This window comes from Pseudomonas rustica (genome assembly GCF_049959085.1).
In the GTDB taxonomy this organism is placed as follows: Bacteria; Pseudomonadota; Gammaproteobacteria; order Pseudomonadales; family Pseudomonadaceae; genus Aquipseudomonas; species Aquipseudomonas rustica.
On record NZ_CP188200.1, the window covers coordinates 1,918,674 to 1,941,085 of the forward strand.

Below are 22,412 nucleotides of genomic sequence, written 5' to 3' on the forward strand. Positions count from 1 at the left end.
GCCTTACTCCACAAACAAAGTGGCAGGTTGTTCGATCAGGCCACGAATGGCCTGGATGAAGAGTGCCGCGTCCATGCCATCGACCACGCGGTGATCGAACGAGCTGGAGAGGTTCATCATCTTGCGGATCACCACTTGGCCTTTGACGACCATTGGCCGTTCGACGATTTTGTTGACGCCGACGATGGCCACTTCCGGCAGGTTCAACACCGGCGTGCTGACGATACCGCCCAGCGCACTGAGGCTGGTGAGGGTGATGGTTGAACCGGATAGCTCATCGCGACTGGCCTTGCCATTGCGCGCGGCATTGGCCAAACGCGAGATTTCCGTGGCGCTGTCCCACAGGCTGCGCGTTTCGGCGTGACGCACCACCGGCACCATCAGGCCGACATCGCTTTGCGTGGCGACGCCAACATGCACGGCGCCGAGGCGTGTGATGACCTGAGCTTCGTCGTCGTAACGGGCATTCATCTGCGGGAAGTCGCGCAGGGCGACGACCAAGGCGCGGACGAGGAACGGCAGCAAGGTCAACTTGCCACGGCTGGCGCCATGTTTTTCATTCAGGTGCGCACGCAGTTCTTCGATTGCGGTGACGTCGATTTCTTCGACATAACTGAAGTGTGCGGCACGTTGAGTGGCGTCCTGCATGCGCTGGGCGATCTTGCGGCGCATGCCGATCACTTGAATCTGTTCTTCGTCATTACGCTGGGCGTAAGCAGCGGCAACCGGCGCCGAAGCGTTCGACTGACCTTGCGCCAGATAGCTTTCAAGGTCTTCGTGCAACACCCGTCCGGCCGGCCCGGATCCGCGCACCAGACGCAATTGAATCCCCAGATCCAGCGCATGTTTGCGCACGGCCGGGGAGGCGAGCGGGCGTTCGTCTGCTTCGCGAGCAACCATCGGGCCTTGGCAAACCGCAGCCGGACGCGGGGCGGCTGGAGCAGGTTTGCTCTCAACAACGGCCTCAACTTTCGGCGCAACGGGTGTTTCTTTGACGGCAGCAGGCGCGGCCGATTCTTTCAGATTGCCGGCACCTTCAACCTCGATGCTGATCAGCACACTGCCAACCGCCATCACTTCACCCGGCTGACCACCAAGCGCAATCACCTTGCCATGCACCGGCGACGGAATATCGACCATCGCCTTGTCAGTCATCACGTCCGCCAGCACCTGATCTTCAACGACCAGATCGCCGACCTTGACGTGCCACTGCGACAGTTCTACTTCTGCGATGCCTTCGCCGATGTCCGGCATCTTGATAACGTGCGTGCCCATTCAGACCTCCATAACCCGTTTCAACGCCGCGCCCACTCGGGACGGCCCTGGGAAATACGCCCACTCCTGCGCGTGCGGGTAGGGGGTGTCCCAACCGGTGACGCGTTCGATCGGCGCTTCCAGGTGATGGAAGCAATGCTCTTGCACCAGCGACACCAGTTCGGCGCCGAAACCGCAGGTGCGGGTGGCTTCGTGTACCACCACGCAGCGGCCGGTTTTCTTCACCGACTTGACGATGGTTTCCAGATCCAGCGGCCACAGGCTGCGCAGGTCGATGACTTCGGCATCGACGCCGCTTTCTTCGGCAGCGACTTGCGAGACATACACGGTGGTGCCGTAGGTCAGCACGGTCACGTCCTTGCCCGGACGCGTGATCGCGGCAACGTCCAGCGGCACGGTGTAGTAACCGTCCGGAACCTGCGCTTGCGGGTGTTTCGACCACGGCGTTACCGGGCGGTCGTGGTGGCCGTCGAACGGGCCGTTGTACAGGCGTTTCGGCTCAAGAAAGATCACCGGATCATCGTTTTCGATGGAGGCGATCAGCAGGCCTTTGGCGTCATACGGGTTGGATGGCATCACGGTGCGCAAGCCGCAGACCTGAGTGAACATCGCCTCGATGCTCTGGCTGTGCGTCTGGCCACCGTAGATGCCGCCGCCGCAGGGCATGCGCAGGGTCATCGGCGCGGTGAATTCGCCGGCCGAGCGATAACGCAGGCGCGCCGCTTCAGAAATGATCTGGTCGGACGCCGGGTAGACGTAGTCAGCGAACTGAATCTCGGCGACCGGGCGCAAACCGTAGGCGCCCATGCCCACGGCCACGCCGACGATGCCGCTTTCCGAGATCGGCGCATCGAAAACGCGCGAGGCGCCGTACTTGGTTTGCAGGCCTTCGGTGCAACGGAACACGCCGCCGAAGTAGCCGACGTCCTGACCGAACACGACGACATTGTCATCGCGCTCAAGCATCACATCCATGGCCGAGCGCAGGGCCTGGATCATGGTCATGGTGGTCGTGGTCATGGCGGTTTCCAGCTGAATATTGTTGTTGTGATCGTTCATGTCAGATCCCCAACTGCTGACGCTGGCGCTTCAAGTGCTCCGGCATCTCTTTGTAGACGTCTTCGAACATGGTCGCGGCGCTTGGAATCTGGCCGCCGGCGAGGGTGCCGTACTGTTCGGCCTGTTTCTGCGCGGCAATCACTTCGGCTTCGAGCTCGGCGCTGACGGCGGCGTGCTCTTCGTCCGACCAGTGGCCGACCTTGATCAGGTGCTGTTTGAGGCGAGCAATCGGGTCGCCGAGCGGGAAGTGGCTCCAGTCATCGGCCGGGCGGTATTTCGACGGATCGTCGGAGGTCGAGTGCGGGCCGGCGCGGTAGGTGACCCATTCAATCATGGTCGGGCCGAGGTTGCGGCGGGCGCGTTCGGCAGCCCAGGCAGAAGCGGCGTAGACCGCGTAGAAATCGTTGCCATCGACGCGCAGAGAAGCGATGCCGCAACCGACGCCGCGTCCGGCGAAAGTAGTGGCTTCACCACCGGCGATCGCCTGGAAGGTCGAGATTGCCCACTGGTTGTTGACCACGTTGAGGATCACCGGCGCGCGGTAAACGTGAGCGAAGGTGAGGGCGGTGTGGAAATCCGATTCGGCGGTGGCGCCGTCACCGATCCACGCCGAGGCGATTTTGGTGTCGCCCTTGATCGCCGAAGCCATGCCCCAGCCGACCGCCTGAATGAACTGGGTCGCAAGGTTGCCGGAAATGGTGAAGAAACCCGCCTCTTTAACCGAGTACATGATCGGCAACTGGCGGCCCTTGAGCGGATCGCGCTCGTTGGACAGCAGTTGGCAGATCAGGTCGACCAGTGGCACTTCGCGGGCCATCAGAATGCTTTGCTGACGGTAGGTCGGAAAGCACATGTCGTCGATGTTCAGCGCCAACGCCTGAGCACTGCCAATGGCTTCCTCGCCAAGGCTCTGCATGTAGAACGACATCTTTTTCTGACGCTGGGCGACGACCATGCGGTTGTCGTAAATCCGCGTCTTGAGCATGGCGCGCATGCCTTTACGCAGGATATCGACCGGCACGTTTTCAGCCCAAGGGCCGAGGGCGTTGCCCTGATCGTCGAGCACACGAATCAGCCCACGCGCCAGGTCGGCGGTGTCGGCAGGTTCGACGTCGATGGAAGGTTTGCGCACCGTACCGGCATCGGTCAGATGCAGGTAGGAAAAATCGGTTTTGCAGCCTGGACGGCCCGAGGGTTCAGGGACGTGCAGACGCAGCGGTTCATACGCTTGGGTCATGGCTTCTACGCTCGATCTTGTGAATTTCTTGTAGTGAGCTGGCAGTCATCCTTCGGTAGAAGAAATCTTGTCCTACAACAATCATAGGCCGGGCCAAGAAGAATATTTATCTCTGTTTCGTTGCGCTGGAGACGATTTGCAGATAGAAATTCTGCATAAACATAAAAAACAGGTGGTTTTGTCTCATGCGCAAACTGGATCGTACCGACATCGGCATTCTCAACAGCCTTCAAGAGAACGCACGCATTACCAACGCCGACCTTGCACGCTCGGTGAATCTGTCGCCGACCCCGTGCTTCAATCGGGTGAAAGCGATGGAAGAATTAGGCCTGATTCGCGAGCAGGTGACGCTGCTGGACGCCGATCTGCTGGGGCTGCACGTGAACGTGTTTATTCACGTCAGCCTGGAGAAACAGGTGGAGTTGGCGTTGCAGCATTTCGAAGAAGCGATTTCTGATCGCCCCGAGGTCATGGAATGCTATTTGATGGCCGGTGACCCGGACTATCTGATCCGGGTGCTGGTGCCGACGATCCAGTCGTTGGAGCGCTTCATGATGGACTTTCTGACCAAGGTGCCGGGGGTGGCGAATATCCGCTCGAGTTTTGCGTTGAAGCAGGTGCGGTATAAGACGGCGCTGCCGCTGCCGGCGAATGGGTTGACGTTGGGGGCGTGAAGATCAAAAGATCGCAGCCTGCGGCAGCTCCTACACGGAAAAATGCATGATCGTGCCCACACGCCGCCTGGGAACGATCAATTCCGTGTAGGAGCTGCCGCAGGCTGCGATCTTTTGACGTTAAAGCTTGTTAAGCGGAATCTTCAGATAAACCACACCATTGTCCTCAGCCGCCGGCAAATTCCCCGCCCGCACGTTCACCTGAATCGCCGGCAGCAACAGCGTCGGCATGCCCAGTCCGGCATCACGCTTCGTGCGCATCTCGACAAACGCCGCCTCATCCACCCCGTCATGCACATGAATGTTGCTTTTGCGCTGCTCGCCCACCGTGGTCTGGCACTGCGACTCGCGACCTTCAGGCGGGTAGTCGTGGCAAACGTAAAGCTTCACGCTCGCCGGGAAGGCCAGCAGTGTGTGGATCGAGTTGAACAGTTGATTGGCGTTGCCGCCGGGGAAGTCGCAGCGCGCCGTGCCGACGTCAGGCATGAACAAGGTGTCGCCGACCAGAATCTGCTCGCCATCAATCAGGTAAGCCATGTCCGCCGGTGTGTGGCCGGGCACATGCAGCGCCGTAGCTTTGAGATTGCCGATGCTGAATGACTCGTTCGGCGCGAACAGGTGATCGAACTGAGAGCCGTCGACGCAGAACTCCGGCTCCAGATTGAACAGCGCCTTGAACACGTTCTGCACTTTACTGATCGACTCGCCGATGGCGATCTTGCCGCCCAGTTCCCGGCGCAGGTAGGGCGCGGCGGACAGGTGATCGGCGTGGGCGTGGGTTTCCAGCAGCCACTGCACTTGCAGATTGTGTTGGCGGACGAAGGCAATGATTTTGTCGGCTTGAGCGGTACAGGTGCGGCCGGCGGCGCCGTCGTAGTCGAGCACCGGATCGACGATTGCGCAGTGCCCGCCTTCGGCTTCATAGACCACGTAACTGTAGGTCGAGGAGGCGGGGTCGAGGAAAGCTTCAATCAGCGCGGGCATGGACACAAACCTGTACGAGTGGGCGAAAAGTCATTCGGGGTTGCAACACTTTATGTAAAAACATAATGTTCGCAGCTTAAGTGACGTTGAAGGCATCGTGCAAATGCAATCCAGTCTGACCGAATGTGAAGTTGCCCAATTACGCGCCTCGGCCACCAAGGCCTGTGCGCTGCTCAAGGCGTTGGCCAATGAAGATCGTTTGTTGATCCTCTGTCAATTGACCCAGGGCGAACGCAACGTAGGCGAGCTGGAGACCATGACCGGCGTGCGTCAGCCGACGCTGTCCCAGCAATTGGGGATTTTGCGCGACGAAGGCATGGTCGCCACTCGCCGCGAAGGCAAATACATTTTTTATGGGCTCGCCAGCCCGGAAGTGATTCAGGTGATGAAGACCCTGTCGGGGCTTTATTGCGGGGCCGTCCTAAAAAGCTGGGAACACCCATAAATGCCAGCCATCACACCAATCCCCTGTAGGAGTGAGCCTGCTCGCGATAGCGGTGTATCAGTCGATAAACATGTTGGCTGACCCACCGCGATCGCGAGCAGGCTCACTCCTACAATGGATCTGTGTGATGGCTGACGAAATCCTTGCGTGCAGCAAAAGGAACAAGCAATGAACGATCAACACTGGGGCCCATCCATCAGTGCAGACATCGTGGTTATCGGCGGCGGCACGGCGGGCATCGGCTTCGTCGCCAGTCTGCTCAAGCGTGATCCTGACCTGAAAATCACCGTGATCGAGCCGAGTTCGCAGCACTATTACCAGCCGGCGTGGACGCTGGTCGGCGGCGGTGCTTACGACGCAAAAGACACCGCCAGACCCATGGCCAAGGTGATGCCGCGTCAGGTCAACTGGCTGCAAGCCGCCGTCACCGGCATCGATCCCGACAAGCGCCAACTCACCCTCAACGATCAGCGCACGGTCAGCTATCAAAACCTGATCGTCTGCCCCGGCCTGCGCCTGGCCTGGGAGAAAATCGAAGGCTTGCAGGAAAGCCTCGGTCAGCACGGCGTCACTTCCAATTACAGCTATCAGCACGCGCAATACACCTGGGATCAGGTGCAAAAACTGCGCGGCGGCAAAGCGCTGTTCACGCAACCGGCGATGCCGATCAAATGCGCCGGCGCGCCGCAAAAGGCGCTGTATCTGTCCTGCGATCACTGGCTTAAAAGCGGCGTGCTGAACAACATCAATGTCGAATTCAATCTCGCCGGCGCCGCGTTGTTCGGGGTGGCGACGTTCGTGCCGCCACTGATGAAGTACATCGAAAAATACAACGCGCAACTGGCCTTCAACTCGAATCTGGTCAAGGTCGACGGCCCGGCGAAAACCGCATGGTTCGAGATCAAGGACGCTGACGGCAACGTCACTCGCGAGGCGAAAACCTTCGATCTGCTGCACGTTGTGCCACCGCAGGTCTCGCCGGATTTCATCGCGCAAAGTCTTTTGGCCGACGCCGCCGGCTGGTGCGAAGTCAATCAGCACAGCCTGCAACATCCGCGTTATCCCGAAGTGTTTGCGCTCGGCGATATCTGCGGCACCAGCAACGCGAAAACCGCTGCAGCAGTGCGCAAGCAAGTCGTGGTTGTTGCGCAAAATCTGCTGGCTCAGCGCAAGCAACAACCGCTGCCGTTGAAGTACGACGGCTACGGTTCGTGTCCGCTGACGGTGGAGAAGGGCAAGGTGATCCTCGCCGAGTTTGGCTATGCCGGTAAGTTGCTGCCGACGTTTCCTCTTGATCCGACCGTGGCGCGTCGCTCTGCGTGGTTGCTCAAGGCGACGTTGCTGCCGTGGTTCTACTGGAACGGCATGCTCAAGGGCCGCGAATGGCTGACTAGTCTGTCCAAGGTCGACTGAGAAAACCCTATGTTGCTGGCAAGTCTGTTTGGCGTGGTGATGGGGTTGGTGCTCGGTTTGACCGGGGCTGGCGGCGGCATTCTGGCGGTGCCGGCGCTGGTGCTCGGGCTTGGCTGGACGATGACGCAAGCGGCGCCGGTCGCGTTGTTCGCGGTCGGCAGTGCGGCGGCGGTTGGAGCTATCGATGGATTGCGCCATGGGCTGGTGCGTTATCGTGCGGCACTGTTGATTGCGGCGCTCGGCGCAGTGTTTTCGCCGCTGGGGATCTACTTCGCGCATCAATTGCCGGAGAAGATTCTGATGATCCTCTTCAGCCTGCTGATGGTCATGGTCGCTTGGCGCATGCTGAGGCGCGAGCGTCAGGAAGAAGGGCCGAGCGATCACGGGCATGGCAGTTGGGGTCAGAAGAACTGCATGCTCGATGAAGAAACCGGGCGCTTCGACTGGACGGCCAAATGCACCGCAACCCTTGCGGCGTTGGGCGCGGTTACGGGCGTGGTGTCCGGGTTGCTCGGGGTTGGCGGCGGGTTTTTGATTGTGCCGGCGTTCAAGCAACTGACCGACGTGCAAATGCGCGGGATAGTCGCGACATCGTTGATGGTGATCAGCCTGATTTCGGCGATCGGGGTGATCGGATCGTTTCACGCCGGGGTGCGGATTGACGGGCAGGGCGCGGCGTTTATCGTGGCCAGCATTGTCGGCATGATCATGGGCCGCAAGCTGTGCGCGCGAGTGCCGGCGCGGGCGTTGCAGGTGGGGTTTGCCAGTGTGTGTCTGGTGGTGGCGGGATATATGTTGTTGCGTGCTTGAGTATTTGAAGATCAAAAGATCGCAGCCTCGTTTCACTCGACAGCTCCTACATGGAATGCGATTTCTGTAGGAGCTGCCGAAGGTGCGATCTTTCAGGTTGTTACAACACCAAGTGCGGTAGCCACAGGGAAATGGCGGGAATGTAGGTGACCAGCATCAACACCAGAAACAGCACCGCGTAGAACGGCAGCAGTGCTTTTACCGTGCTTTCAATACTGACCTTGCCCACCGCCGACCCGACAAACAGCACCGCACCTACCGGCGGTGTTATCAATCCGATCCCCAGGTTCACCAGCATGATCATGCCGAACTGCACCGGATCTACGCCAATGCCGAGAATCACCGGCATCAGAATCGGTGTGAGGATCAGAATCAGCGGGGCCATGTCCATCACGGTGCCGAGCAACAGCAGCATGACGTTGATGCACATCAGGATCACGTAGCGGTTGTCTGACAGGGTCAGGAACATCGTGGTGATCTTCGCCGGGATCTGCATCAGGGTCATGATGTAGCCGAAGCTCGCCGCGAAACCGATCAGGATCATCACGATCGAAATCGTCCGCACTGTGCGGTGCATCAGCTTCGGCAACTCACTCCATTTGTAGTCGCGGTAGATGAACATGGTCACGAAAAATGACCAGAGCACAGCGATGGCCGCTGATTCGGTTGCGGTGAAAATCCCGGATAGAATCCCGCCGAGAATGATCACCATCGCCATCAGGCCCCACAGCGCTTCACCGCAGATTTTCAGCGCCTGGCGCAGCGGAATGACTTCGCCTTTCGGGTAGTTGCGTTTACGCGCGAAAATCAGGCACAGCACCATCAGGCACGCGCTCATCAACAGGCCCGGCACCACGCCGGCCATGAACAGCGAAGCGATGGACACCGTGCCGCCGGCCGCCAACGAATAGAGCACCGAATTGTGGCTCGGGGGTGTCAGCAAGGCTTGCACCGAACCGCTGACCGTCACCGCTGTGGAGAAATCACGCGGATAGCCTTTGCGCTCCATTTCCGGAATCAGTACCGAGCCCACCGACGCGGTGTCCGCCACTGAGGAGCCGGAGATCGCGCCGAAGAATGTCGAGGCCATGATGTTGACCAGCGACAGACCGCCACGGACGAACCCCACCAGCACCCCGGCGAACGCCACCAGCCTGCGCGACATGCCGCCCTCGGCCATGATCGCCCCGGCGAGCACGAAGAACGGAATCGCCAGCAGGGAAAATTTGTTCACGCCGCCAGCGACCTGAATCATCAGCGCCTGAAACGGAATGTCGATCCACCACGCGCCGATCAACGCCGACAGCCCGAGGGCGTAAGCGACCGGCATGCCGATCAGGATCAAGGCGATAAAACTGCCCAGCAGAATCAATGCGTCCATCAGGCAGCCCCTTCGTTTTCTTCAACCAGGTCAAAGCGCACCACGCGGCGATTGCTCTGGTCGCCGAGAAAGAGTTTTTCCAGCACAAAAATCAGCGTCAACGCACCGCCGACCGGGATCGGCATGTAGGTAATGCCCACCCGCAGAGTGGGCAGGGCGCTCATGAACTGGTTCCAGGTCGACAGGCAGAGTTTGCTGCCCCAGATGGTCATGAACAGGCAAATGGTCGCCATCAATACCTGCGAGACAATGCTCATGGTTCTGCGCATGTCGGGCGCCAGGCGATCGGTAATCATCGCGACGGCCATGTGTGCGCCGGCGCGATAACTGGCGGCGGCGCCGATGAAGGTGAAGACCATCATCAGCAGAATGGCGGTGGGTTCCGGCCAGCTGGAGCCAGTGCCGAGGACGTAACGGGCGAATACGCCCCAAGGGATGATCAGGGAAATGGTCAGCACCGATAGACCGGCGACCCAGATGCAGGTCATGTAGATCCGGTCGTTGATGCGCAGCAGCAAATTCTTCATCGGGTTCCACCGTAACCGGGCAGCCGCTGACCTTCGGCGAGGTCAGCGTTGCCGGGCCTTTCGTTGAGGGCTGGGAGGGTTACTGCACGGCTTCGATGCGCTTGATCAGATCGACGTAAGGTGCGCCGTACTTCTCGCGTATCGATGCGGTGGCCTCATAGAACGGTTTCTTGTCGACGGTGATGAACTCGACGCCGGCCGCTTTGAGTTTTTCTTCGCTGCTGGCCGACTTGGCATCCCACAAAGTGCGCTCTTGTGCTTGAGCGGCTTTCGCGGCTTTTTTCACCAGGGTCTGCTGATCGGGGGTGAGTTTTTCCCAAGTGATTTTCGACATCACGATGGGCTCTGGCAGGATCAGGTGTCCGGTCAGGCTGTAGAACTTCGCGTTCTGGTAGTGATTATGTTCGAGCAGGGTTGGCGGGTTGTTTTCCGCGCCGTCGATCACTCCGGTCTGCAGGGCGCTGAAGATCTCGCCGGTGTCCATGGCGATGCCGTTGCCACCCATTGCGTTGATGGTTTCGATGAACATCGGGTTGCCTTGCACGCGGATCTTCATGCCTTTGAGATCTTCGAGTGTGCGCACCGGTTTCTTGGTGTAGATATTCCGTGTGCCGCCGTCCATCCAGGCGAGGGCTACGAGGTTGAATTCCGACTGGGTGATCTTGTCGAGGATTTCATCGCCGATTTCGCCGTCGATGACTTTACGCATGTGCGCTTGGTCGCGAAACACGAAAGGCATGTTGAACACGTTCACGTCAGGTACCACCGGGCCGACGATGCCGAGGCTGACGCGAGCCATTTGAATCGCGCCGACTTGCGCCTGTTCGACCACTTCTTTTTCCGAGCCCAGCACGCCGCCGGCAAACATCTTGAAAGTCAGTTTGCCGTCGCTGTCGGCGACCAGTGTTTTGCCCAGTTGCTCTTCAGCCACCACCGTCGGATAGCCGGCCGGATGGATGTCGGCGAATTTGATTTCCAGTGCCTGAACGGCGCTGCTGAGGGTGAACGCGAAAGGGAGTGCAGCGACGAGCAACGTGCGTTTGAAGTCCATGAGGGGTGTCTCCAGTCTTGTTATTTTTGTGTTCAAGGCACAGCGGTGCAGCAGAGGCGGGTTACAGCAAATCGTTGAACAGTGGTTCCGGCAGGCCTTTGACGCCGGGGTTCAGGGCGAACACGCCGCCGGCCAGAGATTGCGGATCGTGGTCGTCACCGGGGCGGATCGAGGCGACGAACAAGGTGTCCATCTGGCTGCCGCCGAACGCACACATGGTTGGTTTCTTCACCGGTACAGGCAGTGAGTAATCGAGGCGCCCGTCGGGTGTGAAGCGATGCACGAGACCGGCGTCGTTGGCGCAGATCCAGTAGCAGCCATCTCCGTCCACTGCCGCGCCGTCGGGGCGCCCGCAGTGGTTGTTCATGTCGACGAAGACACGGCGATTCGATGGCGTGCCGCTGTCGGTGTCGTAGTCGAAAGCCCAGATCAACTGCACATTCGGGTGTGAGTCGGACAAGTACAGAGTTTTACCGTCGGGACTGAAGCCGAGGCCATTGGGGACGACGAAGCCATCAAGTTGCGCTTCGATCGTTCCGGTTGCGCCGGCACCGTAGCGATAGAGCCGTCCTTCGGGCGCATTCAGGCCCATGTTCAACACCATGCTGCCCGCCCAGAAGCGCCCCTGACGGTCGCAGCGACCATCGTTGAGGCGCATGTCCGGGCGTGCGTGTTCAACGCTGGCGAGCCGCTCGGCGTCGAGGCTGCCGTCGGTGTGCGGATGCAAATGAAAGAAGCCGCTCTCCATGCCGGCGATCCAGCCGCCACGCTGGTGCCGGGCGATGCAGGCGAGCATTTCCGGGGCTTTCCAGGCACGCACCTGGCCGGTATCGGCGCTCCAGCGTTGCAGCGCGCCGTTGGGGATATCGACCCAGTACAGCGCATTTTCCTGCGCCACCCAGACCGGGCTTTCGCCCACGGCGTTGCGGGCGTCGACGATCAATTCGGCTTGCATACTCATTCCCTTGGTTTTGATTGGGGGGGATCAAGTGAGTCGGTCAGTCGCCGAAGGGGCCCGCCGCGACGAAGGCGCCACCCTGATAAATCCGCGCGGGGTCATCGGCGGCCGGCATCGGTTGCGCCTCGACTTTCTCGCGGAATACTTCGGAGCTGTCCCGGGCTTCGAAACCGAGGTGGCTGGCGAATCGGTTGTCCCACCAGACGTCTTTGTTATCGGACATGCCGTAGACCACGGTGTGACCGACATTGGCCGTGTACAGCGAGTGCTCGAGCAGTTGCGTGAGGTCGTCGAAGCTCAGCCAGGTGTGCATCATTCGACGGTTTTGCGGCTCGGGGAACGAGGAGCCGATGCGGATGCTGACGGTCTCGATGCCATAGCGGTCGAAGTAGAAACTGGCCATGTCTTCGCCGTAGGACTTGGACAAACCGTAGTAGCCATCAGGGCGGCGCGCAGAGCTGGCGTCGAGTTGCTCGTCCTGTTTATAGAAACCGATGACGTGATTGGAACTGGCGAAAATCACTCGTTTGACGCCATGCCGGCGCGCCGCTTCGTAAATGTGAAAGACCCCGCAAATGTTGGCGCCGAGGATTTCCTCAAACGGCCGCTCCACGGACACACCGCCGAAATGCAGGATCGCGTCGACGCCTTCGACCAGTTGGTGCACGGCCTGTTTGTCGGCGAGATCGCAGAGCACGATTTCTTCGCGATCATCGACAGCGGGCGTGAGCGCGGCGATGTCGGACAGTCGCAGCACGTTGGCGTAGGGGCGCAAGCGTTCGCGCAGGACTTTGCCCAAGCCACCGGCAGCACCAGTCAGCAGCAGCCGGTTGAACGGGGCGCGGGAAGGGGTGGTAGACGTCATGGCATTCCCTTACAAATTGTTATTGGTTTGTTGTAGGTTGTCGTATGACTGCGCTGGAGTATCGGTAGGGTTTCCGGGACTTGTCAACGCGACTTTTGGTGTATATGACGGATGGGCCAATTGGCATTTCGATCGCCCAATGGCTGCTCTGCAATGCATTCCCCTGTAGGAGTGAGCCTGCTCGCGATAGCGGTGTGTCAATCAACATCAATGTTGGATCTGCCGCGGCCATCGCTGACTTGCCAGCGATGGGGCCGGTGCCGCAACTTTTGCATCGACTGACAGGACGCCTTCGCGAGCAGGCTCGCTCCCACAGGGGATTTGCGGTGGCTCGGGACTTACAACAACGAAATCGGATAACTGATAAACACCCGGTTCTCATCGAACTCATTGGTGCTGAAGTCCCTGCGAATGGTCGCGTTGCGCCATCTCACGTTGAGGTTTTTCAGCGGGCCGCTCTGTACGGTGTAGGCCAGTTCCGACTCGCGGCCCCATTCCTTGCCGTCAGTGATCAGGCCGGTGTGGACGTTATCGCCGCTGATATAGCGGTTCATCATGGTCAGGCCGGGGATGCCCAGAACGACAAAGTTGTAGTCATGGCGCAACTGCCACGAGCGTTCCTTGGCATTGTCGTAACTGGCGTTGTAACTGTCGTTGGCCAGGGTGCCGCCGCTGGTGCCGTTGACCCGCATCCACGCATCGTCGCCGCCGAGTTTCTGCAGGCCGACATAGAAGGTGCTGCCGCCGTATCTGGCCGAGAGCATGGCGAACGCGGTCTTGTTGTCGAGTTCGCCCGCCTGGGCGCTGCCGTCTTCCTTGCCCGTGAAGAAGCCGAGGTTGGCGCCGAGCGTCCAGTCGCCCACGGGCTGGCTGTGGCTGAGGTTGAAGTACTGCTGCTGGTAGATGTCGCTGAGTTCGGCGTACCACACGCCGACCAGGGTTCGCTTGTCATTGAAGCTGTATTCGCCACCGCCGAAGTTGAAACGATCGGAGGTGAAAGCGCCCCGGCCGTTCATCGACATGTCTTCCATGCTTGCGTCGTTGCGTGGGCTGTTGCCGCGGAACTGGCCGCCGTAGACGGTCAGGCCGTTGATCTCGGTGGACGTGATCTGCCCGCCACGAAAGGTTTGCGGCAGGGAGCGGCCATCGTCGGAGCGCAGGATCGGCAGGACCGGCATCCATTCACCGACCTTCAATTCCGTCTTCGACACCTTGGCTTTCATCGCCACGCCGAGCCGGCCGAAATTGTCCGCCGGACGCCCGTCATCGTGGATCGGCAACAGTTGCGTGCCGCCGGTGCCTTTGCCGCCATCAAGCTTCTGAGAGTACAGCCCGAGCACGTCGAGGCCGAAACCGACGGTGCCTTGGGTGAAACCGGATTTGGCGTCGAGGATGAAGCTTTGCGTCCACTCTTCAGCCTTGCCTTGTGGGTAGGCCGGGTTGACGAAATTGCGGTTGAAGTAGGCGTTACGCAGGTTCAGCGTCGCTTTGCTGTCTTCCAGAAAGCCTTCAGCGTCGGCGCTTATGGGCATGGCGAAGGCGAGGCTGCTGCAACCGATCAGGCTCAGAGTAGATCGCGGGCGAATAACGGAAAAGCGGGAAGGGCGGACGGAATTGCGGACAAGTGTGCTCACTGTGACGCTCCCTGTTTCATTGTTGTTTTTATTATTCGTCATACGTCGTCGTACAACATGGTTGCGGATGTTTCCTATGTTTTGCGGGAATGTCAACAGCAAGTTATACGATGACCTTTGTAGGAGCTGCGGCACGCTGCGATCTTTTGCTCTGGCTTTTAAAAATCAGAATCAAAAGATCGCAGCCTCGTTTCACTCGACAGCTCCTACAAGGATTTGAATTGTCCATGGATGTGTGTTGCCGGAATTTGCGGCAAACTTCACTCATCCCTCGTACAAGGCCTTTCCATGGATCAATACGCCCCGCGCCACTGGCAGCCGCACGAGAAGCCCAGTCTGCCCGGTTCCCCTTCGACGCCGCTGCACTCCAACCCCAAGCGCCTGGCCTATGCGCTGGTCGGTTTGCTGGTGGCGCTGACCGGTGGTTTGGGCAACTCGCTGGTGGTCGCCAACCTGCCTTATCTGCAAGGCGCGCTCGGCGCGACCACGGCGGAAATGGCCTGGCTGCCGGCCGCGTATGTAATGACCAACGTGTCGATGAACCTGTTGCTGGTGAAGTTTCGCCAGCAGTTCGGTTTGCGTGCGTTCACCGAAGTATTCCTCGTGTTGTACGCGCTGGTGACCTTCGGCCACTTGTTCGTCAACGATCTCAATTCCGCAATCGCGGTGCGGGCGGCGCACGGCATGGTCGGCGCGGCGCTGAGCTCGCTGGGCCTGTATTACATGGTGCAGGCGTTCCCGGCGAAGTGGCGGATGAAGGCGCTGGTGCTCGGCCTCGGCACGTCGCAGTTAGCCTTGCCGCTGGCGCGATTATTCTCCGAAGACTTGCTGCAGATCGCCGAATGGCGCGGCTTGTACCTGTTCGAATTGGGCATGGCGTTGCTGTCGCTGGGCTGCGTATTGATGCTCAAGTTGCCGCCCGGCGACCGCTTCAAAACCTTCGAAAAACTCGACTTCCTGACCTTTGCCATTCTCGCCAGTGGCGTGGCATTGCTGTGCGCGGTGCTGTCGTTGGGGCGGATCGACTGGTGGCTGGAGGCCGACTGGATCGGCGTCGCCCTCGCGTCGTCGATTGCGCTGATCATCACCGGTCTGGCCATCGAACATAATCGCAGCAACCCGATGCTGATGACCCGTTGGCTCGGCAGCGGGACGATGATCCGTCTCGCGCTGGCGGTGACCTTGATTCGAATGGTCACCTCCGAGCAGTCCACCGGTGCGGTGGGTTTCATGCAGAACCTGAACATGGGCTATGAGCAGTTGCACAGCCTGTACGTGGTAATGCTGATTGGCAGCGTCGCGGGGTTGTTGACCAGCGCGCTGACGATCGACCCCAAACACCTGCTGATGCCGCTGATCGTCTCGCTGGGTCTGATGGCCACCGGAGCGGTGATGGACAGTTCTTCCAACAACCTGACCCGCCCGGAAAACCTCTATTTCAGTCAGTTCCTGTTGGCCTTCGGCAGCACGTTTTTCCTCGGGCCGACCATGGTGCTCGGCACGCGGAACGTGTTGACCAATCCGCGCAACCTGGTGAGTTTTTCCGTGCTGTTCGGGATCTGTAATAACCTCGGCGGTTTAATCGGCGCGGCGCTTCTGGGCACCTTTCAGATCGTCCGGGAAAAATTTCATTCCAGTCACATCGTTGAGCACCTGACGCTGTCTGACCCTTTGGTGGCCGCGCGCGTGCAGAGTGGCGGCTCGGCGTATGGCTCGCTATTGGCCGACCCGAGCCTGCGCAACCTTGCGGGCATTCGTAGCCTGGCCAACGCCGCGACCCGAGAGGCCAACGTGCTGGCCTACAACGACGTGTTCATGCTGATCGCCGTGATTGCGGTGCTGACCATGATCTGGCTGTCCATTCGTGCGCTGTGGCTGATGAGCACCACCAAAGCCGTCGCCCCTGCGCCATCCACACCTTCGAGCGGTGCCATTTCTTCATGACCGAACCGACCACCACAACCACCAACGCCATTGCCGCCACGCCCGAAGGTGTGGCGCCGCCGTCATCGCCAAATACTGAGCCACGTTCGTTGCGGGTGCGGATTATTTCGTCGCTGGGCTTTGCCGCGATCGCCATCGTCGGCGTGTTGATCGTGTTGTATGCCTGGCAATTGCCGCCGTTCAGCAGCGCGGTCGAGACCACTGAAAATGCGCTGATTCGCGGGCAGGTGACGATCATCGGCCCGCAACTCGCCGGTTATGTCTATGAAGTGCCGGTGCAGGATTTTCAGTATGTGAAGGCCGGTGATTTGCTGGTGCGTCTGGATGATCGCATTTATCAGCAGCGTCTCGATCAATCGCTGGCGCAACTGGCGGTGCAGAAAGCCGCGTTGGCCAACGTCGTGCAGCAACGCAATAGCGCCGAGGCGACGATCAAGTTGCGCCAAGCCGTGCAGGCCGACAGCGAAGCGCAGTTGCGCAAAAGCGAGGCGGATTTGCGGCGTAACAAGGAACTGGTGAGCGACGGTTCGGTGTCGAAACGTGAGATGGACGTGGCGCTCGCAGCCAATGCGCAAAGCATTGCCGCGGTGGCGCAGGCCAAGGCCAATGTCGAAATCGCTCGTCAGGATTTGCAGACGGTGATCGTCAATCGTGGTTCGCTGGAGGCGTCGGTGGCCAGCGCGGAAGCGGCGGTGCAACTGGCGCGGATCGATTTGTCGAACACGCGCATTGTCGCGCCGCGTGACGGGCAGTTGGGGCAGATTGGCGTGCGTCTCGGCGCTTACGTCAACTCCGGGGCGCAGTTGATGGCGTTGGTGCCGAACCAGAAATGGGTGATCGCCAACATGAAGGAAACCCAGATGGACAACGTGCGGGTCGGGCAACCGGTGCGCTTCACCGTCGATGCGCTGAACCACCGTAAATTCACCGGGCATGTGCAGCATATTTCGCCGGGCACGGGGTCTGAATTCGCCTTGCTGCAAGCGGACAATGCGACGGGTAATTTTGTGAAGATTGCCCAGCGGGTGCCGGTGCGGATCACGATTGATCCGGATCAGCAGGAAGAGGAACGGCTAAGGCCGGGGATGTCGGTGGTGGTCAGCATCGATACCGCTGCCGGCAACACCCAACCCCATTAAGATCAAAAGATCGCAGCCTTCGGCAGCTCCTACATGGATAATCTGTAGGAGCTGCCGAAGGCTGCGATCTTTTTCTTTTCAAGCCGTGATCATCGGGGGCAGGGTGCCGAGTAGTGAGACGGCGGCTACGGCGCCAATGCCGAGCAGCCATTCAAGCATCACACTGCGTTTGAGCGTGCCGATCCGCTGTTCGCAATCTTCCATGCGCAAGCGGTTGAACAACGCCAAACCGAGCATGCCCAGCACAATCATCGCCTTGATCAACAGAATCAGCGCAAACCCGCTGAACAATGGCGTCGGCCACCACTGGCCGGTCAGCACACGGACGTTGATCAATCCGGTGATCAGCAACCCCGCCACCAGCCAATAACCGACGCCGCTGAAACGCTGCAAAACACCACGAAGCTCACTCGGCTGACGCAGGATCATCACCAGCAGCAACAACCCACCCAGCCACGCGGCCACGCAGGTCAGATGAACGATCTGGTTGAGAATCAGCAGTTGCCCGCTCAGACCATCGAGCATCGCGCCGTGTCCGACCGGTGCCAGCGTCGCCAGCAGCAAGCCACTCAAACCCAGGCGCAACGGCATGCTTGAACGCCACGGAGTGAACAGCAACGCCAGCAGCACCGCGTTGATTAGCAGGTGCCAGCGCCACACTTGACCAAAAAACGTATTGCCCAACACCAGCGCAATAGTGTCTGGATCAAACGCCGCCGCAGCAGAACCGGCCATGTTCGCGGTAATCAGCAACGCCCAGGCAATCCCGCTGACCAGCGCAACCGCGGCCAGCCAACGGGCGAGTCGCGTCAGGTGCCGATCCAGTTCCAGCGCTTCACCCTTGAGCAGCAACGGCCGGAATAGCCAGGCGCCGAACAGCATCAACACCACGGTGAAATGCAGAAAGCGGCACAGCACCAGCGCCTCGCTCATGAATTACTGGCCAACCTTGAACTGATAGGCGCCTTCGCTTTTGTGCGTGTCGACCGACACTGCGTGCCATTCGACTTTGTATTCACCAGCGGTCAGCGGCGCCGCCGGGGTGATGATCAGGGTTTTCTTGTCGCCTTCGGTGGTCAGCGGTTTGACCGCAACCGGCGCGCCGTCCTTGGTCACGGTGACTTTGGTGAACGTGGCTTCGACACCTTCGGAGAAGGTCAGGCGCAGATCGGCCGGGGCGGCGACGGTGCTGTCAGCGGCCGGGGTCTGGCTTTTCAAATGGGCGTGGGCAAATACCGAAGACGCAGCGAACAGCGAGGCGAGCAGGGCAGTGGTGGTCAGGACATTCTTGAACAGCATCGCGGATACCTCTGAGGCAGAATCGAAGAACGGCCAGTTTACTCAACCGCGTCCGGGCGCGTCTGTACGAAGTTTCGTTTTCATCTGTCGCCCGCGTGCCTGAGCGGATGCTAGTCTTCAACAACGCTGTTGTCAGGGAGCCCACATGGGCAATCACAAGATCGAAATTCGCCGCAATAACGTCGAGAAAATCCTGCTGGCGGCGGAAAAAGTCTTCGCCGAAAAAGGTTTCGGCAGCACCGCGATGGCCGACATCGCCGCCGAAGTGCAACTGCCGCGTTCCAATCTGCATTATTACTTCAGCACCAAGAGCGAGCTGTACAGCGCGGTGCTGTTTGATCTGCTGGAAGTGTGGAAGCAGGACGCGCTGTGCTTCGAGATGTTCGACGATCCGCGCGTGGTGCTCAGCAGTTACATCCGCGCGAAGATGAACCACTCGCGCAGCCGGCCGTACGGCTCGAAAGTCTGGGCCAATGAAATCATCCATGGCGCGCCGACGCTGGGCGAGGCGCTGGATGTCAGCCTGTATGACTGGGCGAAAATGAAGGAAGCGAAGATTCGGCAGTGGGTCGAGGACAAGCGGATTTTGCCGGTGGAGCCTTCGAGTTTGCTGTACATGATCTGGGCGTCGACGCAGCACTATGCCGACTTTGATCATCAGGTGAATATTTTGAATGATCACCAGCCGTTGTCGGACATGCAGTTTGAGCGAGCGGTGCAGACGGTGACGAGTGTGATCTTGCGCGGGATTGGCTTGGAGCCTTGAGTCTTGTGGCGACCGGGCTGGCCTTTTCGCGAGCAGGCTCGCTCCCACAGGGAAATGCATGATCGTTCCCACGCTCTGCGTGGGAATGCCTCTAGGGACGCTCTGCGTTCCAATGGGACGCAGAGCGTCCCGGGCTGCATTCCCACGCAGAGCGTGGGAACGATCAGTCAAACCGCAACGTGGTAGGGATTGCGCGGATCATGATTCCAGTCCAGAAACGGCTTGCCTGAATCCATCGGCACCATCTCGATGCAATCCGCCACCGGACAAGTAATCTGGCACAAATTGCAGCCCACGCACTCATCATCAATCACTTCATATTTATGCGTCCCGTCCGCCTGGCGCAGGCTGCCAATCGCCTGATGTGAAGTGTCCTCGCAGGCAATGTGGCAACGCCCGCAACCAATGCACGCTTCCTGATCAATCCTGGCGATGACCTGATAGTTGATATCGAGGTATTTCCAGTCCGTGGTATTGCCCACCGCGCGCCCGGAAAACTCACTGATGCTGGCGTAGCCCTGACTGTCCATCCACCGCGACAAGCCGTCCTTCATCTCCTCGACAATGCGGAAACCATGCAGCATCGCCGCCGTGCACACCTGCACCGCGCCGCTGCCCAGCGCCATGAATTCTGCGGCATCACGCCAACTGCCGATGCCGCCAATCCCGCAGATCGGCAAGCCCTGCGTCTCAGGATCACGGGCAATTTCCGCGACCATGTTCAGCGCGATCGGCTTCACCGCCGAACCGCAATAACCGCCGTGGGTGCTTTTGCTGCCGACGGTGGGCAGGGCGACCATGTGCTCCAGATCGACGCTGGTGATCGAGTTGATCGTATTGATCAGCGACACCGCATCGGCGCCACCGCGATGGGCGGCGCGGGCGGCGACGCGGATGTCGGTGATGTTCGGCGTCAGTTTGACGATCACCGGCAGCGAGCAATAAGTCTTGCACCAGCGCGTCACCTGCTCGACGTACTCCGGCACCTGACCGACCGCTGCGCCCATACCGCGCTCTGGCATGCCGTGCGGGCAACCGAAATTCAGTTCGATGCCGTCAGCGCCCGTGGCCTCAACCAGCGGCAAAATGTATTTCCACGACTCTTCAACGCACGGCACCATCAGCGAAACGATGATTGCGCGATCCGGCCAGTCCTTCTTCACCTGAGTGATTTCGCGCAGGTTGATTTCCAGCGAGCGGTCGGTGATCAGCTCGATGTTATTGATGCCGAGCACTTCGCGGTTGTTGCCGTAATGCGCCGAGTAACGCGACGAAACGTTGACCGCCGCCGGATCCTCGCCAAGGGTTTTCCAGACCACGCCGCCCCAGCCTGCTTCAAACGCGCGCACCACGTTGTAGGCTTTGTCGGTCGGTGGCGCGGAGGCCAGCCAAAAGGGGTTTGGCGCTTTGATGCCGGCGAAGACTATCGAGAGATCGGCCATTTACGCAGCCTCCACGTTGAGCATCAGTTGAGCGTTGATCGCCTCGGCGGCGAGTTTGCCGTGCTGCACAGCTTGCACGGTGAGGTCTTGATCGAGGCTGGTGCAGTCGCCGCCGGCATACACGCCGGGAATGCTGGTGCGCAGGTTTTCATCGACCTGAATGCGTTCACCCTGGCGCTTGAGTTCACGGGCGAGCGGGTCGGCGAGGGCGCTGCTGTCGAAGGACTGGCCGATGGCTTTGAAGATTGCGTCGGCGACCAGTTCGAAGGTTTCACCGGTGGTTTGCAGGCGTCCTTCGACCAGATCGGTGCGAGCGAAACGCATGCCGCGCACGTTGCCTTGATCGTCGAGCAGCACTTCTTCCGGTTGTGCCCAGGTCAGCAGACGCACCTGATTGGCCTTGGCGATGTCTTGTTCGTGCCCGGTGGCGCCCATGTCCGCCGCGCCACGGCGATACACCAGATTGACATCGCGAGCGCCGAGGCGAGCCATTTGCACGGCCATGTCGATCGCGGTATTACCGGCGCCGAGGACGATGCAGCGTTCGGCCAGTGGCAGTTGCGTGAGGTCATCGGCCTGACGCAGTTCGCGGATGTAATCGGTGGCGGCGAGCAGGCCCGGCGCATCTTCGTGGGCCAGGCCGAGCTGCTTGCTGGCGTTGAGACCGAGGCCGAGGAACACCGCGTCGAACTGATGATGCAGCTCGCTGAGGGTTAGATTCTCACCGAGTTTCTGCCCGTGACGGATTTCGATGCCGCCGATTTGCAGGAGGAAATCCAGCTCCTTTTGCGCGTAATCGTCGACCAGTTTGTACTTGGCGATCCCGTACTCGTTGAGCCCGCCAGCCTTCTCCCGCGCTTCGAAAATCACCACGTCATGACCGTGCATGGCGCTGCGATGCGCGCAGGACAAACCGGCCGGCCCGGCACCCACCACGGCAATGCGTTTACCGGTGGCTGCCGCGCGCTGGAATGGGTGTTCAGTGAAGTGTGCGTTGTCGACGGCGTAGCGTTGCAGCAGGCCGATCAGCACTGGCGCGCATTCGTGGGCGTTGTTGCGCACGCAGGCTTGCTGGCAGAGGATTTCAGTCGGGCAAACGCGTGCGCAACTGCCGCCAAGGATGTTTGCCGAGAGGATTTTCTGCGCGGCGCCGGGGACGTTGTCTTGATGGATATTGCGGATGAACGAGGGGATATCGATCTCGCTCGGGCACGCATTCACGCACGGCGCGTCGTAGCAATACAGGCAGCGCGAGGCTTCCAGATGTGCCTGCCGAGCGTTGAGCGGCGGCGCCAGATCAGTGAAATGCCCGGCGAGGGCGGCCGCGCTTTCGTGCGGGTGGGGGAGATGGTTCAGGGTCTCGATCACGGTTGTGTGCCTCACGGTAACTGCCTCTATCGGGCATTGGCCAAATCCCGTGTAGGAGCTGCCGAAGGCTGCGATCTGTTGATCTTGTTTTTTAAGATCAAGATCAACAGATCGCAGCCTTCGGCAGCTCCTACAGGGGAA

21 protein-coding genes are annotated in these 22,412 nt (G+C 59.9%); 7 read left to right on the plus strand and 14 right to left on the minus strand.

Annotated elements, in window-relative coordinates; all coding sequences use genetic code 11:
* Window positions 1–3: 3 nt before the first annotated feature.
* The 3 genes from ACP3TY_RS08990 to ACP3TY_RS09000 are packed head-to-tail and all read right to left on the minus strand — an operon-like array spanning window position 4 to window position 3,571.
* Window positions 4–1,275 (minus strand): dihydrolipoamide acetyltransferase family protein, encoded by a 1,272-nt coding sequence (locus tag ACP3TY_RS08990; RefSeq protein WP_426619763.1) that lies wholly within the window; start codon window positions 1,273–1,275, stop codon window positions 4–6.
* Window positions 1,276–2,334 (minus strand): alpha-ketoacid dehydrogenase subunit beta, encoded by a 1,059-nt coding sequence (locus ACP3TY_RS08995; RefSeq protein WP_008086973.1) that lies wholly within the window; start codon window positions 2,332–2,334, stop codon window positions 1,276–1,278. It abuts the gene before it with no gap.
* 1 nt (window position 2,335) lies between these two features.
* Window positions 2,336–3,571, minus strand: a complete 1,236-nt coding sequence (locus ACP3TY_RS09000; RefSeq protein WP_426619764.1) for a 3-methyl-2-oxobutanoate dehydrogenase (2-methylpropanoyl-transferring) subunit alpha — start codon at window positions 3,569–3,571, stop codon at window positions 2,336–2,338.
* A 185-nt stretch (window positions 3,572–3,756) separates the two neighbouring features.
* Here ACP3TY_RS09000 and bkdR point away from each other — a divergent pair, with 185 nt between their 5' ends.
* On the plus strand, window positions 3,757–4,245 hold the full coding sequence (bkdR, locus tag ACP3TY_RS09005) for a Bkd operon transcriptional regulator BkdR (protein ID WP_008086971.1): 489 nt from the start codon (window positions 3,757–3,759) through the stop codon (window positions 4,243–4,245).
* A 120-nt stretch (window positions 4,246–4,365) separates the two neighbouring features.
* On the opposite strand, the gene ACP3TY_RS09010 is transcribed toward bkdR, so the two are convergent.
* Entirely contained in the window at window positions 4,366–5,229 is an 864-nt protein-coding gene (locus ACP3TY_RS09010) for an MBL fold metallo-hydrolase (RefSeq protein WP_426619765.1), read from the minus strand.
* Between the two features lie 103 nt (window positions 5,230–5,332).
* Between ACP3TY_RS09010 and ACP3TY_RS09015 the strand changes: the two genes are divergently transcribed.
* The 3 genes from ACP3TY_RS09015 (at window position 5,333) to ACP3TY_RS09025 (ending at window position 7,897) form a co-directional block, all read left to right on the plus strand.
* Window positions 5,333–5,674 (plus strand): ArsR/SmtB family transcription factor, encoded by a 342-nt coding sequence (locus tag ACP3TY_RS09015; RefSeq protein WP_053121433.1) that lies wholly within the window; start codon window positions 5,333–5,335, stop codon window positions 5,672–5,674.
* A 168-nt stretch (window positions 5,675–5,842) separates the two neighbouring features.
* Window positions 5,843–7,087 carry an FAD-dependent oxidoreductase gene (locus ACP3TY_RS09020; RefSeq protein WP_426619766.1) on the plus strand — a complete coding sequence of 415 codons (1,245 nt, stop codon included), beginning with the start codon at window positions 5,843–5,845 and terminating at the stop codon, window positions 7,085–7,087.
* A gap of 9 nt (window positions 7,088–7,096) precedes the next feature.
* Window positions 7,097–7,897, plus strand: a complete 801-nt coding sequence (locus tag ACP3TY_RS09025; RefSeq protein WP_426619767.1) for a sulfite exporter TauE/SafE family protein — start codon at window positions 7,097–7,099, stop codon at window positions 7,895–7,897.
* A 100-nt stretch (window positions 7,898–7,997) separates the two neighbouring features.
* Here the strand turns inward: ACP3TY_RS09025 and ACP3TY_RS09030 are convergent, their stop codons facing one another.
* The 6 genes from ACP3TY_RS09030 to ACP3TY_RS09055 all read right to left on the minus strand — a co-directional run bounded on the left by ACP3TY_RS09030 (window position 7,998) and on the right by ACP3TY_RS09055 (window position 14,313).
* Complete coding sequence (locus tag ACP3TY_RS09030) at window positions 7,998–9,278, minus strand: TRAP transporter large permease (RefSeq protein WP_053121428.1); 1,281 nt, start codon at window positions 9,276–9,278, stop codon at window positions 7,998–8,000.
* Entirely contained in the window at window positions 9,278–9,805 is a 528-nt protein-coding gene (locus tag ACP3TY_RS09035) for a TRAP transporter small permease (protein ID WP_053121425.1), read from the minus strand. The genes ACP3TY_RS09030 and ACP3TY_RS09035 overlap by 1 nt, the downstream gene beginning before the upstream one ends.
* A 79-nt stretch (window positions 9,806–9,884) precedes the next feature.
* Window positions 9,885–10,856: a TRAP transporter substrate-binding protein gene (locus tag ACP3TY_RS09040; protein WP_053121423.1), complete on the minus strand. Its 972-nt coding sequence runs from the start codon at window positions 10,854–10,856 to the stop codon at window positions 9,885–9,887.
* A 61-nt stretch (window positions 10,857–10,917) separates the two neighbouring features.
* Window positions 10,918–11,811 (minus strand): SMP-30/gluconolactonase/LRE family protein, encoded by an 894-nt coding sequence (locus ACP3TY_RS09045; protein ID WP_426619768.1) that lies wholly within the window; start codon window positions 11,809–11,811, stop codon window positions 10,918–10,920.
* A 43-nt stretch (window positions 11,812–11,854) separates the two neighbouring features.
* Complete coding sequence (locus ACP3TY_RS09050; RefSeq protein WP_053121420.1) at window positions 11,855–12,679, minus strand: NAD-dependent epimerase/dehydratase family protein; 825 nt, start codon at window positions 12,677–12,679, stop codon at window positions 11,855–11,857.
* A 338-nt stretch (window positions 12,680–13,017) separates the two neighbouring features.
* On the minus strand, window positions 13,018–14,313 hold the full coding sequence (locus ACP3TY_RS09055; protein ID WP_426619769.1) for an OprD family porin: 1,296 nt from the start codon (window positions 14,311–14,313) through the stop codon (window positions 13,018–13,020).
* A gap of 288 nt (window positions 14,314–14,601) precedes the next feature.
* On the opposite strand from ACP3TY_RS09055, the gene ACP3TY_RS09060 reads away from it, so the two are divergent.
* Complete coding sequence (locus ACP3TY_RS09060) at window positions 14,602–16,257, plus strand: MFS transporter (protein ID WP_426619770.1); 1,656 nt, start codon at window positions 14,602–14,604, stop codon at window positions 16,255–16,257.
* Window positions 16,254–17,396 (plus strand): HlyD family secretion protein, encoded by a 1,143-nt coding sequence (locus tag ACP3TY_RS09065; RefSeq protein WP_053121414.1) that lies wholly within the window; start codon window positions 16,254–16,256, stop codon window positions 17,394–17,396. The genes ACP3TY_RS09060 and ACP3TY_RS09065 overlap by 4 nt, the downstream gene beginning before the upstream one ends.
* Before the next feature lie 78 nt (window positions 17,397–17,474).
* Here the strand turns inward: ACP3TY_RS09065 and copD are convergent, their stop codons facing one another.
* Both copD and copC read right to left on the minus strand, forming a co-directional pair.
* Entirely contained in the window at window positions 17,475–18,329 is an 855-nt protein-coding gene (gene copD / locus ACP3TY_RS09070) for a copper homeostasis membrane protein CopD (protein WP_426619771.1), read from the minus strand.
* Window positions 18,330–18,332: 3 nt separating this feature from the next.
* On the minus strand, window positions 18,333–18,695 hold the full coding sequence (gene copC, locus ACP3TY_RS09075) for a copper homeostasis periplasmic binding protein CopC (RefSeq protein WP_212544628.1): 363 nt from the start codon (window positions 18,693–18,695) through the stop codon (window positions 18,333–18,335).
* Window positions 18,696–18,840: 145 nt separating this feature from the next.
* Between copC and ACP3TY_RS09080 the strand changes: the two genes are divergently transcribed.
* The gene (locus tag ACP3TY_RS09080; protein WP_053121406.1) at window positions 18,841–19,461 is read left to right on the plus strand and encodes a TetR/AcrR family transcriptional regulator; all 621 of its coding nucleotides are present in this window, start codon (window positions 18,841–18,843) and stop codon (window positions 19,459–19,461) included.
* Between the two features lie 167 nt (window positions 19,462–19,628).
* Here ACP3TY_RS09080 and preA read toward each other — a convergent pair whose 3' ends face one another.
* A complete protein-coding gene (gene preA / locus ACP3TY_RS09085) occupies window positions 19,629–20,903 on the minus strand; it encodes an NAD-dependent dihydropyrimidine dehydrogenase subunit PreA (RefSeq protein WP_426619772.1) in 1,275 nt (424 codons plus the stop codon).
* A complete protein-coding gene (locus ACP3TY_RS09090) occupies window positions 20,904–22,271 on the minus strand; it encodes an NAD(P)-dependent oxidoreductase (RefSeq protein ID WP_426619773.1) in 1,368 nt (455 codons plus the stop codon).
* Between the last annotated feature and the right edge of the window lie 141 nt (window positions 22,272–22,412).